Consider the following 12,255-nt stretch of genomic DNA (forward strand, 5'->3'; position numbering starts at 1 on the left):
CCGTCAGCGCTCGAAGCTGACGAAGTCCGGATCGACGGCAGAGGAGTGGGACCGCTGCGGTCGGGGCACCATCACGAGCGCGACCCCGAGGATCAGCGTGGCGATCGACGTCGAGAAGAACGGGGCGAACAGCGAGTCCCAGAAGATCTGGATCGTGAGGAAGATCGTGAGGCCGCTGGCCTGGCGCTCCGCGACCTGGCGTGCGGTGCCGAGTCCGACGACGACGAGCAGGACGATCAGCAGTGCGGCGCCGAACAGGCCGAACCGGATCCACAGGTCGCCCAGCATCGAGTGCACCTCGAAGCCGTTGCCGAACATGTACTTCTCGACGTAGCCGTTGTTCGGGTCGTAGTTGAGCCGCGCCATGCCGGTCTTCGCGATCATCAGGTCGATGCCGTTCGCGAGCGTTCCCGAGCCGAGTCCGAACGGGTTGGCGGCGATCAGCTCGCTCGAGGCCCCGAGCTCGGGGCGCCCGCCGAGGATGAGGGATCCCGACTGCGCGATCTGCTCCTCGGAGCGCACGGCGGCCGCGCGGCCGAACCAGCCCTCGAGGATGAACGACTGCAGCGCCGAGTAGCCGATCACGGCGGTGAAGCCGAAGACCGCGAGAGTCCGCACGGTCGAGGAGCTCTTCGACAGTCGGGCGCTGACGGCCTGCCAGACGACGAGGGCGGCCGCCACGAGCAGCATGGAGCCGGCTGAGCGGGAGTCGTTGAGCGCCGAGACGACGCCCAGCAGCAGCAGCGCGAGTACCTCGAGCCACAGCTTCCGGCTCAGCATGCAGAGTGCGAGCACCACGACCGTCGCCGGCACGGACAGGTCGAACTTCCAGATGTTGTCGGTGTCGACGCCGTGCAGCACCACGCCGGCGGAGAGGCCGAAGCCGTACCAGAGCGCGGTCGGGGCGGTGCCGAGGATCGTGCGCGCCCACACCACGACGCCGATGCCGCACAGCAGCCCGAGCAGCGTGAACGTGTTCTGCTGCATCATCGAGTCGCTGGTGGGATGGTCGCCGGCGAAGAAGTCCGTGAGCACGAGTCCGCTGATCATGGCCAGCCCGCCCAGGCTGACGATCGCCGACCCGCCGCGCATCCGCCACATCGCGACGATCCACACGGGCAGCAGCAGGAGGCTCAGCACGATGCCCGCGGTCACGCCCTGCAGCAGGGTGACGCGGGCGGCGATGATGATGCAGGCGAGGGCGGCGACGATCTTCACGTCGGCTCCTCCTCCGGCGTCGGCGGCGTGCCCATGAGACGCTCACGATGACGGGAGATGTAGACCGCGAAGGGGACGATCTGGAAGACCAGCACCGAGAACGCGTTCGCCAGGACGGGGCCGGCGGAACCGAGGGCGGGGGTGATCAGCAGAGCGAGGGTGATCGTCGAGATCGTCATGAGCGCGACGGGGATCATCTGGAACCGGATGCCCGCCTCGTCCATGAGGAACATGCCCAGAGGGTACAGGGCGGCCTGGCACACGACCATGAGCCCGAACGCGAGCACCGTCGATCCGGCGACGTCGAGGGTGCCGTCCGTGATGAATGCGAACAGCCAGGGAGACACGGCCCAGACGATCGCGCAGATGACGGCGGCGCCGCCCGCGAACAGAGCGGCGATCAGGTAGGGCCCTCGGGTCAGGGTGCCGCGGGAGCGGGAGCGCGTGAACAGCGGCCAGAGTGCGAGCCCGCCGGCGGCGACGACGCCGTTGATCGCGAAGAACACCTGACCGACGGCACCGTACTCCGCGACGTCGTGCGTGCTGCCCGACTGCGCGAGCACATAGCGCAGCAGGGCGACGGAGAGCGGCGCGGAGACGAGCTGCACGAGCATGGGCCAGCCGACGTGCATGACCCGCACCCCGGGCACTCGGCGCACGCGGGGGACATCGCGGAGCGCGCGTCCGAGCAGCGGGGACAGCGCGGTGACGGCGAAGGCGAACCCCGTCGCGGCGACCAGGAATCCGGACACCATCGACGACAGCGCCAGGAAGGTCCCTGCCGAGGGCGGCGCGAAAGACACCAGAAGCCAGACGAGGAGGAGGTTCAGCGGTCCCTGCGCGGCCTGGATGAGGATGATCCAGTGGTTCTTGTGCAGGCCCAGGAGCACGCGCTGCCAGATGCCGAGCGGGATGCCGAGGCAGAAGATCATGAGGGACGTGAACGCCGCGAGATCGGCACCGGGGATGCGTCCGGCATCGCCGAGGATCGCGGTCCACGCGCCGGTGAGGTAGAGGATCGCGTTGAGGACCATGCCGGTCCCCGCGAAGCCGACCATGATGCGGCCGACCGTGGTGAGCTGAGCGCGGATCACGCGGTCGCCCCGCGGATCGTCGCTCACCGCGATGCTGTTGACGAGCACCGCGCCCGAGCCGAGGTCCGAGAACGAGATGAGTCCGGGGAGCGAGGCCACGAGGGTGTACAGCGCGTAGTACTCGACGCCGGAGCCGCCCAGGATGAGGCGCACCGTGAGCACGCCGCACACGAGCGAGATGGCCATCGACAGGGCCCTCGCTCCGAGTGCGAGCAGTACGCTCATGCGCCGCCGGCGTCGCGGCCGATCTCTCCCGCGGCCCGCGCGGCCTTCGTGCGCCTGGCCGATCGCGACCACGTGCGGGTGGGCGCGTCCGGCACGTAGTACGGGCTGCTCTCGTTGCGCTTGACGGCGTTGAGCACGATGCCGACGACGTCCTTCTTGGTCGACTTCAGGGTGCTGAGCACGGCGCTGACCTGCTTGCGGCGCGTCCGTCCGGAACGGGCCACGACGAGCACTCCGTCCGACAGGTCCGCGAGCCACAGCGCATCCGAGACGACGAGCGCGGGTGCGCTGTCGACGATGACGTACTCGTAGCGCTCCCGCGCCTCGGCGACGAGCTCGCGCAGTCGGTGCGAGGTGATGAGCTGCCCCGGGTTGGGGGCCGTCGCGCCGCCGGCGATGATGTCGATGTTCATGGCCTCGGAGTGCTGCACGGCCTCGTCGAAGGTGACGTCGCCGACGAGGATCGACGTGACGCCCACGGCGCCTTCGAGCTGCAGGGCCGTGGCGACGGAGGAGCGGCGCAGGTCGGCGTCGATCAGGAGCACGTCGTGGTTCGACTCCGCCAGCGCGGCGGCGAGGCCGATGCTCACCGAGGACTTGCCCTCATGCGGGGCGGACGAGGTCATCATCACGACCTGCAGGTCCCGGTCGACGGCCACGTACTTGAGGTTCGCGGCCAGGGCGCGGAACGACTCGGCCGAGCGGCTGTCGCGGCTGCGCAGCATGGTCGACAGGATCGTGTAGGTGCGTCGCCACGCGACGATCTCGCCGAGGACGGGTGCGTCGGTGACCGCCGCGATGTCGGAGCGCTCGCTGATGCGCGTGCCGAGGACGCGGCGGAACAGCGCGTAGGCGACGCTGAGACCGAATCCGATCGCGGCGCCGATGATCGCGAAGAGGCGGGTGTTGGGGCCGATGGGCGCCTGCGGCTCACGCGCGGGCGCGATGGTCTCGAGCCGGACGGCCGGGGCGCCCTCGGCATCGCTGGGGGAGACGTCGGCCACGGCGGAGATGAGCGAGTCCGTGATGGCCGCGGCCGTCTCCTGCGCCCGCTCCTTGTCGGTGTCGGTGACGGAGATCTCGATCACGACCGTGTTGAGCGTGTTCACGACCGACACGCGCTTGGCGAGCTGGGTCGCGGTCTCGTCGAGCTCGAGGTCGTCGATCACGGGGGTGAGCACGAGCGGCGAGGAGGCGAGCACGGCGTACGTCTGCACGAGGCTCTGCACGTAGCTGGATCCCTGGACGAGCTCGTTCGTGCTGTCACCGCGCTGGGGGATGACCATGACGGCCGCGGTGGAGCTGTACTCCGGCGGGAGGGTGCGCGAGTAGCCGAACGCAGCGCCGGCGCCGATGATCGTCAGCGCGACGATGACGATCCACTGCCGACGCAGGGCGTCGATGTAGTCCTGCAGTGTCATGGTGTTCCCTCTCCCCCTGCCCGAGCGTGCTGTCTTCTCACGAAGAGGCTCGTCCGTGGCTATTCTCCCCTGTGTGCCGCATTCCGGCGACGCTCTCGATCGTCTCCGTGATCTGCTGGTGATATCCGACGATGGAGTGCCTGGTCGCCGCGGTGGCGGCCGCGTCCGGCGCCTCCTGTCGGGCGGCCTGCCAGTGGCCGACGAGGTCCTCGACCGCGGCGGCGGTCGCGGCGATGTCCCCCGGGGGGACGACACGGGCGGTCGCATATCCGTCGACGGCCTCGCGCAGCCCGGCGAGATCGCTCACGATGACCGGACGCCCCGCGAGCACGGATTCGACGGCCGTGTTGCCGAACGATTCGTCGGTGCGCGACGGCACCACCATGATGTCGCAGTGCGCGACGTGCGGCCACACGTCCGCGTCGTAGCCGTGCAGCGTGACGACATCGGTCAGCGCCTCGGCCGCGATCTGCCGCTCGAGCTCCGCCGAGTACCACTCGTATCCGCGGAAGACGTCGCCGACGATGTCGAGGCGGGCGTCGTGTCCGCGCTCGCGCAGCACGGCGACCGCGCCGATCACGACGTCCGGCGCTTTGCGCGGCGAGAGTCGGCCGACGTAGCCGATGCGGATGCCGTCGAGGGCCTCGCGGAGCGGTGTCGTCTGCGCGGGACCGGGGATCGGATTGAGCACCACGCGGATGCGACGACGCAGCGACGGCAGCGAGCGGCGCAGGAGATCGGCCGTGAAGCGGCTGTTCGCGACCACGGCGTGCGACCAGAGCTGCGGAAGATAGAGGAACGCGCGCAGGGCCCACGGCGTGCCGGACTCGGCCTCGTGCACGTGCGTGACCGTCGGCACCCGGCGCAGACGCAGCAGAAGCGGCCAGTGGGGGAGGATCACGGTACTGACGTACGCGGCGTCCGGACGGTGGCGCGAGACGAGACGCCACGAGTCGACGAGACCGCCGATCGCGGACGAGATCAGCGTCGGCCAGTGCCGGGGGCGCAGGAGCTGCTTGCGCAGCACGAACATCCGGGTGACCACGACCCGCACGCCGCGCTCCTCGAGCGCGTCTCCGAGCGGACCGTGCTCGGGGAGCGCCGCGACGACGTCGTGTCCGGCCGCGGCGAGTCCGGCGGCGGATTCCAGGGTGACCCGGTCCGCGCCGTAGAGCTCAGCCCCGGGGTGGGCGATGAGGACGAGCACGAGCAGCCTCACCCCCTTCCTGTGCCGGACCGCCAGAGACGGGCTCGGCGGTGTGTGAGATCATTCTTACCGTGTCCATGGGCTCATGGGTGGGCCGCCGGGATCTGGGGTCCCGAGGATGAACGCTGGGGATGGGAACCGGGATGACTGAGAGCGTGTTGTTCGTGTGTGCGCAGAACATCTGCCGCTCACCGCTGATGGCCGCGGCCTTCCAGGAGGCTCTGCGCGCGGAGGGCGAGCTCGGGCTGGGCGCCTCCGAGTGGGCGGTGGAGTCCGTCGGCACCGTGGCCTCGGAGGGGCGCCGCGCCTGCCGGGTGTCCGTCGAGATCGTCCCGGCCGCCGCCGACCACCACTCGGTGCGCCTCGAGGCCGAGGACCTCGACGTCGCCGACCTCGTGATCGCCGCGTCGCTCGAAGAGCGCTCGCTGATCGCACGGCTCCGTCCCCAGGCGCGGTCACGGGCCTTCACGCTGCGCGAGGCGCTGCTCCTCGGTGAGCAGCGGATCACGGCGTCCTCGCTCGCCGAGTACGCGGCGGCGCTGGACTCGCGTCGGGGGACCCTCGACCTGCCCACGCCGTCGTCGCTGCCGTGGCGCCGTGCCGACGACCCGCTCGACGTGGTCGACGTGCACCAGCTCGGCACGCGTGCGCACCGGAAGGGTCTCGAGAAGGCGGCCGCCGACACGCGGCTCCTCGCCGCGCGACTGCGGCGCGACCTCGCCCCGGCGACCTGAGTCCGGTCCGCGCGGCTCACCACTCCTGCGCGCGGCGGCGCGCCCTCCGTGCGACGCGGTGCACGCTGTGCCCGGAGGCGAGGCGACGAGCGAGATCCTCGTAGGCGTCGGCGACGTCGTCCCAGCGGAAGGCCTCCCGTGCGCGACGTCGAGCGCTCTCGCCGAGCTCGCGCGTGCGGACGACGTCGTCTTCGGCATCCTCGAACGCGCTCGCCGCGGCCTCCGGCGCGGTGAAGAACCACCCCTCGCCGTCGAGGACCTCGCGGTTGAACGAGACGTCGAAGGCGATCACGGCCGTGCCGGCGCCCATCGCGCGCAGCAGGGAGGGATTCGTGCCGCCGACGGAGTGGCCGTGTGCGTACGTGAGGGCGTGGAAGTAGAGGGCGTCGAGGAGTTCCTGGTCGTAGACGCCGCCGAGGAGACGGATGCGCTCGTCGCCGGCGGCCGCGCGCTGGATCCGCTGCGTGTAGTCGCTGCTGTACGGGGCCGAGCCGACCACGACGAGGGGGAGCGTGGCAGAGCTGCGCCGATACCCCTCGACGATCTCCAGCACGTGGTTCTCGGGCTCGAAGCGTGCGACGACGAGGTGATAGCCCTGCGCCGTGAGGCCGAGCTCGTCGATGCGGCCCTCGGCGACGGACTCGAGCACGGGTGCGCCGTAGCGGATCATCTCGGTGGGCACCTGGAACTGGTGCGCGTAGTAGTCGGCGATGCCGGGGGCGTCGGCGATGAGCGCGTCTCCGGTGCGCACGCCGAACTGCTCCGCCCAGCGGTAGTACGCCTTGCCGCGCGGGCCCCACTTCGACCGGCGCCACTCCAGGCCGTCCATGTGCAGGGCCGTCGGGGCTCGGCGCAGGCGCAGCAAGGGCAGGAACGGCGAGTTGGCCGCGTTGAACACGAACGTGGCATCGGGCCGACGCCGGAACATCAGGTGCAGGGTCGAGAGCCCGGTGTGGCTGAGCGTCTCGATCTGCTTGACGGGGATCGCCGGCAGATGCACGACGCGCATGCCGAGGTACTCCTTCTCGCGGCTCTCCGATCCACGCGTGTACACGACGACGTCGTGTCCACGGTCGGCGAGGCGTCGTCCGACCTCCTCGATCGCGGTCTCGAAGCCTCCATAGGCCGCGGGCACCCCCCGCGTCCCCACCATCGCGATGGTGAGGGCGTTCCCCTTGCTCATGGAATCAGTATGCCCCGCTCGGCTGCACCATGACCCGGGCGGTGCGCCACATGATCTGCAGGTCGTTCATGACCGACCAGTTCTCGACGTAGCGGAGGTCGAGCCGCACGCTCTCGTCCCAGGAGAGGTCGCTGCGGCCGGAGACCTGCCACAGGCCGGTGATCCCGGGCTTGATGTACAGGCGGCGGTACACGGTGCCGTCGTAGGCCGTGACCTCGCTGGGGAGCGGGGGCCGCGGCCCGACCACGCTCATGTCGCCGACGAGAACGTTCCAGAACTGCGGCAGCTCGTCGAGCGAGAGCTTGCGGAGGATGCGCCCGACCCGCGTCACACGGGGGTCGTCCTTCATCTTGAAGAGCAGCCCCGCGCCCTGGTTCTGCTCCTTGAGGGCGGCGAGCTGCTGCTCGGCATCGGTCTTCATGGAGCGGAACTTGACGATGCGGAACGTCCGCCCGTCGCGGCCGACGCGCTCCTGGAGGAAGAACAGCGGTCCCGGGGAGTCGAGCTTCACGAGCAGCGCGAGCACGGGGGTGATCAGCGCGATCGGGATGAGCGCGACCGTGGCGACGGCGATGTCGAGCGCGCGCTTGAGGATGTGCTGGCCGCCCTCGTACGAGGGGATCTGCACCTGGATGAGGGGCAGGCCCTCGACGGGGGCGAACGAGATGCGGGGACCCGCGACGTCGGTGAGGCGGCTGGAGAGCACGAGCTCCGCGGCCGTGCCCTCGAGCTGCCAGCTGAGCTTCTTCACGAAGTCGGGCTCGCCCTCGGGGCGGCTCGCGACGATGATCGTGTCGGCGCCGAACTCGGCCGCGACGGACGAGACCGTGTTGACGTTGCCGACCACCGGGAACCGCGCGCCGTCGACCTCCACGTCGCGCGCGTTCCCGTCGAGCAGGGTGGCTCCCACGACCTGATAGCCGGAGGCGCCGATCGGGTGGAGGGTGCGGACGACGTACTCGACGTCGTCCTTGTCGCCGACGACGAGCGTGCGCGAGACGAAGAGTCCGCGCGCACGCTGCGCCGCCAGCCAGTTCCGCCACACCCAGCGGGTGATGAGCAGGGAGAGACCACCGAGCGGCAGGCAGACGAGCAGCACCAGCTGCATCGTCTGCCAGCCGAGCACGACAGCGAGCATGGCGATGATCCCAAACGCCAGTCCGGTGGCGTGCACCACACCGCGGTACTCGGTGGCGCTGGCGCGGAACAGCGCTGCATCACGGGTATGCAGGGCGCTGAGCATCAGATACCAGAGCGCAGCCAGCGGGATGCCGTTCCTCAGGGCCTCTTCCCCTGTGACACCGGACATCAGCTGGATCGCTGCTGTGATCGCGACGGCGGACAGGATGACCCCAGCATCCGAGATCCGAAGTCGCATCCGATAACGCCGCTCCCACTGGCGGCGTCGCTCCAACGTTGCGGACGCGCGCGGCGTGACCACCGTGCGCGTGACCGACTTGGTGGCTCGCGGTGCGGCGACCGGCGCGAAGACCGAACCCGTGCGAGTGATGCTCAGAGCATCCTCGACGGAAGTCATGCCGAGGCCTCGTGAGCCGTGTATGTACGCAGAAATCCCCGATGCGACATGTGTTTCCCCAGTGTTCCCCAGAACCGGGAACCCCACGTCCCCGGAATCGTCCGCAACCCGACCCCTCGGGACCTGCCGAATCCGTGATCCCACATCACGGGCGCTCGCACCGTCCCACACGGTGCGTGCATGCAGCAGGTACTGCAGACTTCGTTCACTCTAGCGGATCCGACCGTTCAGCGGAAGGTAATTCCGGCGAGTGGATGAACCGATATTCCAATACTCCCGTACAGCGGGATCACGGATCGGTAGTCTGACCGCGTGATGACCGCCACGGCGCCCCGTTTCCATCTCAGCCGCATGCGGCCTCGAGACCCGTCGCAGCCGCACAGGGCGGCCAGTTCTCTCGAGTTGTTCTTCGACCTGGTCTTCGTCGTGGCGGTGAGCATCGCCTCGGCGCAGCTGCACCACGCGCTCGGGCACGCCGACTTCGTGCACGGGATCACGTCCTACGCCATGGTGTTCTTCGCGATCTGGTGGGCGTGGATGAACTTCACCTGGTTCGCGACGTCGTTCGACACGGACGACTGGCTCTACCGCATCACGACGATCGTGCAGATGGGCGGCGTGCTCGTCCTCGCGGCCGGGGTGCCCGCGGCATTCGAGCACGGCGACTTCACCGTCCCGGTCCTCGGCTACGTCGTGATGCGGGTGGCGATGATCGCGCAGTGGCTCCGCGCCTCGCGGGGAGCCGGGGAGCTGCGCGGGGCCGCGCGGCGCTACGCGTTCGGCATCGCCGGCGTGCAGGTGCTGTGGGTGCTGTTCCTGCTGATCCCCGCGGGACCGGCGCAGCTCGTCGCCTTCGTCGCCTTCGCGCTCATCGAGGTCGGCATCCCGATCTTCGCGGAGTACCGCAGGCAGACGCCCTGGCATCCGCACCACATCACCGAGCGCTACGGGCTGTTCACCCTGATCGTGCTGGGGGAGAGCCTGCTCGCCTCGGCCAACGCCATCATCGACGCGAGCCACGAGCTGGAGTCCTTCGCGCCGCTGATCTCCATCTCCGTGCTCACGCTCGTGGTGACGGCCTCGCTGTGGTGGATCTACTTCTGGCCGCCGCACCACCGTGCCATCACGACGTTCTCCCGCTCGCTGCGCTACGGCTACACGCACTACTTCGTGTTCGCCGCGGCGGCCGCGTTCTCGGCCGGCATCGAGGTCGAGCTCGACGTGCTGACGGGGGAGAGCCATCTGTCGAGCGCCGTCGCCTCCTTCACCGTGACCGTCCCGATCGCGGTCTTCCTCCTCGGCGTCTGGTGGATCGCGATCAGGGAGAACGCGGACGCCGTCGTGAACACGGTCGTCCCGCTGGGGGCGGCGCTCGTGCTGCTCGACCCGGTCCTCCCGATCCCGGTCGCCATCACGGCAGTGGTCATGGTCGGGGTCGTGGTGGTGCTCGTGCTGCGTCCACCGGTCGAGCGGCGCGCCGAGACCCGAGCTTCATAGATTTCACATAGACGCGACATAGCTCGCTGATCGTCCGCTCCGTGACGATGGGGTCATCGACAACCCAGTCCCCGAGAGGAGCACGATCATGAGCCGCATCCCCGAGCCCGTCCAGACCCCCGAGGGCCCCACGTACGAAGGTCGTCTCCTCGACCGGGTCGACGAGGAGGTCGTCGACCAGGGAGTCGCATTCGACATCCGCACGCTCGTGTCGCGACGAGGCGTGCTCGGCCTCGCCGGCCTCGGCGTCGGAGCCGTCGTCCTCGCGGCGTGCGCCCCCGCGGCCTCCAGCTCGACGGCCACGGCCACGCCCACGCCCGACAGCACGTCCGGTTCGACGACCACGCCCGCGGGGGAGATCCCCGACGAGACGGCCGGCCCCTACCCGGGCGACGGCTCCAACGGCCCCGACGTGCTCGAGGAGACCGGCATCGTCCGGCAGGACATCACGACCTCGATCGACGGCGGAGCGACCGCCGACGGCATCCCGCTGACGTTCGAGTTCCAGGTGCTCGACAGGGCGAACGGGAACGTCCCGTTCGAGGGCGTCGCGGTCTACGCGTGGCACTGCACCGCGGGCGGCGAGTACTCGATGTACTCGTCGGGCCTCTACGACGTCACGTACCTGCGCGGGGTGCAGGTGGCCGACGCCGACGGGCGCGTCTCCTTCACCTCGGTGTTCCCGGGCTGCTACTCGGGCCGTTGGCCGCACATCCACTTCGAGGTGTATCCCGACGTCGACTCGATCACGGACTCGGCCAACGCGATCGCCACGTCGCAGATGGCCCTGCCCGAGGACACCTGCTCGGCGGTGTACGCCGACTCCCGGTACGACGGCTCCGCGCAGAACCTCTCCCAGACGAGCCTCGACAGCGACAACGTGTTCGGCGACGACGCGGCAGCCCTGCAGCTCGCGACGATCTCCGGCGACACCGCCGGCGGATACATCGCGAGTCTCGTCGTCGCGGTCGACACGACCACGACCCCCAGCGCCGGCTCGGCCCCCTCCGGCGGCTCAGGCGGCCCCGGCGGCGCACCCGGAGGGGGCGGGGAGCCGCCCGCACGCTGACCCCGCCGATCCCGCAACCCCACCCCTTCCCGAACGGAGAGAACCATGCTGCAGAACCTCACGGGCTGGCACGCCCTCATCATCCTCGCGATCGTCGTCCTCGTGTTCGGCGCCGCCAAGCTCCCGGCGCTCGCGCGCAGCGTCGGCCAGTCCCTGCGCATCCTCAAGTCCGAGGTCGCCGAGCCCGGCGCCGGAGCCGCACAGACGGTGGGGGCGTCGACGACCTCGACCCCCGACCCGGTGCGCCCGGCACTCCACGCCGGGGAGTAGCCGTGAGCACGCTCGCCGCGATGACGGCGGAGGCCGGGACCGGACTCCGGATGCCGCTCTCCGCGCACCTGCGGGAGGCGCGCACCCGCGCCTCCCGCGCCGCGATCGCCCTCCTCGTGGGGGTCGCGGCGGGCTACCTGCTGTCCGACCGGATCATGGACCTCGTGCGGGGTCCGATCGAGGCGCTCGCCGCCTCCCGGGACGCGAGCCTCAACTACGACAGCGTCACGGGCGCCTTCGACCTCAAGCTCACGATCGCGCTGTTCGCCGGTGTCGCCCTGTCGAGCCCCGTCTGGATGTTCGAGATGCTCGCCTTCCTCGCGCCCGGCCTCGATCGGCGTGAGAAGCGGTACACGTTCGGCTTCGTCGCGGCATCGGTCCCGCTCTTCGCGATCGGCTGCACGACCGGGTTCCTGCTGTTCCCGCACATGGTCGAGCTCCTCGCCGGCTTCGCCTCGACCGAGGACAGCACCCTCCTGCAGGCCTCGGCGTACGTCGACTTCATCCTCAAGATCGTGCTCGCCACCGGCATCGCCTTCGTGCTCCCGGTGTTCGTGGTGGTGCTGAACCTCCTGGGCGCGCTGCCCGCCCGGTCGATAGCCGCGAGCTGGCGCATCGTCGTCGTGGCGATCGTGCTGTTCAGCGCGATCGTGACCCCGGCGGCCGATGCCCTGTCGATGTTCCTCGTCGCCGCGCCGATGGCGCTGCTCTTCCTCGCTGCGCTCCTGATCGCGTGGTGGCACGACCGTGCGGTCGCCCGTCGGACGGCATCCGCATCCGACCCCGTGACGGAGGACTGA

At 70.0% G+C, this 12,255-nt stretch carries 11 protein-coding genes; 5 read left to right on the top strand and 6 right to left on the bottom strand.

Features of this window, described 5'->3' with window-relative positions; translation table 11 throughout:
• Positions 1 to 3: 3 nt before the first annotated feature.
• Genes ACIPY8_RS03205 through ACIPY8_RS03220 form a run of 4 tightly spaced genes read right to left on the bottom strand, consistent with a single transcriptional unit; the run spans position 4 to position 5,177 of the window.
• A complete protein-coding gene (locus tag ACIPY8_RS03205; RefSeq protein WP_400814884.1) occupies positions 4 to 1,218 on the bottom strand; it encodes a hypothetical protein in 1,215 nt (404 codons plus the stop codon).
• A complete protein-coding gene (locus tag ACIPY8_RS03210) occupies positions 1,215 to 2,537 on the bottom strand; it encodes a polysaccharide biosynthesis protein (protein ID WP_400814887.1) in 1,323 nt (440 codons plus the stop codon). Before ACIPY8_RS03210 ends, ACIPY8_RS03205 begins: the two co-directional genes overlap by 4 nt.
• Positions 2,534 to 3,958 (bottom strand): polysaccharide biosynthesis tyrosine autokinase, encoded by a 1,425-nt coding sequence (locus ACIPY8_RS03215; protein ID WP_400814889.1) that lies wholly within the window; start codon positions 3,956 to 3,958, stop codon positions 2,534 to 2,536. Before ACIPY8_RS03215 ends, ACIPY8_RS03210 begins: the two co-directional genes overlap by 4 nt.
• Positions 3,959 to 3,995: 37 nt before the next feature.
• Positions 3,996 to 5,177, bottom strand: a complete 1,182-nt coding sequence (locus tag ACIPY8_RS03220; RefSeq protein WP_400814892.1) for a glycosyltransferase — start codon at positions 5,175 to 5,177, stop codon at positions 3,996 to 3,998.
• 131 nt (positions 5,178 to 5,308) lie between these two features.
• On the opposite strand from ACIPY8_RS03220, the gene ACIPY8_RS03225 reads away from it, so the two are divergent.
• Positions 5,309 to 5,899: a hypothetical protein gene (locus ACIPY8_RS03225; protein ID WP_400814894.1), complete on the top strand. Its 591-nt coding sequence runs from the start codon at positions 5,309 to 5,311 to the stop codon at positions 5,897 to 5,899.
• Positions 5,900 to 5,915: 16 nt separating this feature from the next.
• On the opposite strand, the gene ACIPY8_RS03230 is transcribed toward ACIPY8_RS03225, so the two are convergent.
• The gene (locus ACIPY8_RS03230) at positions 5,916 to 7,082 is read right to left on the bottom strand and encodes a DUF1972 domain-containing protein (RefSeq protein WP_400814896.1); all 1,167 of its coding nucleotides are present in this window, start codon (positions 7,080 to 7,082) and stop codon (positions 5,916 to 5,918) included.
• 4 nt (positions 7,083 to 7,086) lie between these two features.
• Complete coding sequence (locus ACIPY8_RS03235) at positions 7,087 to 8,619, bottom strand: sugar transferase (RefSeq protein ID WP_400814898.1); 1,533 nt, start codon at positions 8,617 to 8,619, stop codon at positions 7,087 to 7,089.
• Between the two features lie 315 nt (positions 8,620 to 8,934).
• Here ACIPY8_RS03235 and ACIPY8_RS03240 point away from each other — a divergent pair, with 315 nt between their 5' ends.
• The 4 genes from ACIPY8_RS03240 (at position 8,935) to tatC (ending at position 12,255) form a co-directional block, all read left to right on the top strand.
• Positions 8,935 to 10,116 carry a low temperature requirement protein A gene (locus ACIPY8_RS03240; protein WP_400817634.1) on the top strand — a complete coding sequence of 394 codons (1,182 nt, stop codon included), beginning with the start codon at positions 8,935 to 8,937 and terminating at the stop codon, positions 10,114 to 10,116.
• Between the two features lie 88 nt (positions 10,117 to 10,204).
• A complete protein-coding gene (locus tag ACIPY8_RS03245; protein WP_400814900.1) occupies positions 10,205 to 11,185 on the top strand; it encodes an intradiol ring-cleavage dioxygenase in 981 nt (326 codons plus the stop codon).
• Between the two features lie 45 nt (positions 11,186 to 11,230).
• Complete coding sequence (tatA, locus tag ACIPY8_RS03250) at positions 11,231 to 11,455, top strand: twin-arginine translocase TatA/TatE family subunit (RefSeq protein ID WP_400814902.1); 225 nt, start codon at positions 11,231 to 11,233, stop codon at positions 11,453 to 11,455.
• 2 nt (positions 11,456 to 11,457) lie between these two features.
• Positions 11,458 to 12,255: a twin-arginine translocase subunit TatC gene (gene tatC / locus ACIPY8_RS03255; protein WP_400814904.1), complete on the top strand. Its 798-nt coding sequence runs from the start codon at positions 11,458 to 11,460 to the stop codon at positions 12,253 to 12,255.

Source organism: Microbacterium sp. NPDC089696 (assembly GCF_044749125.1).
Lineage (GTDB): Bacteria > Actinomycetota > Actinomycetes > Actinomycetales > Microbacteriaceae > Microbacterium.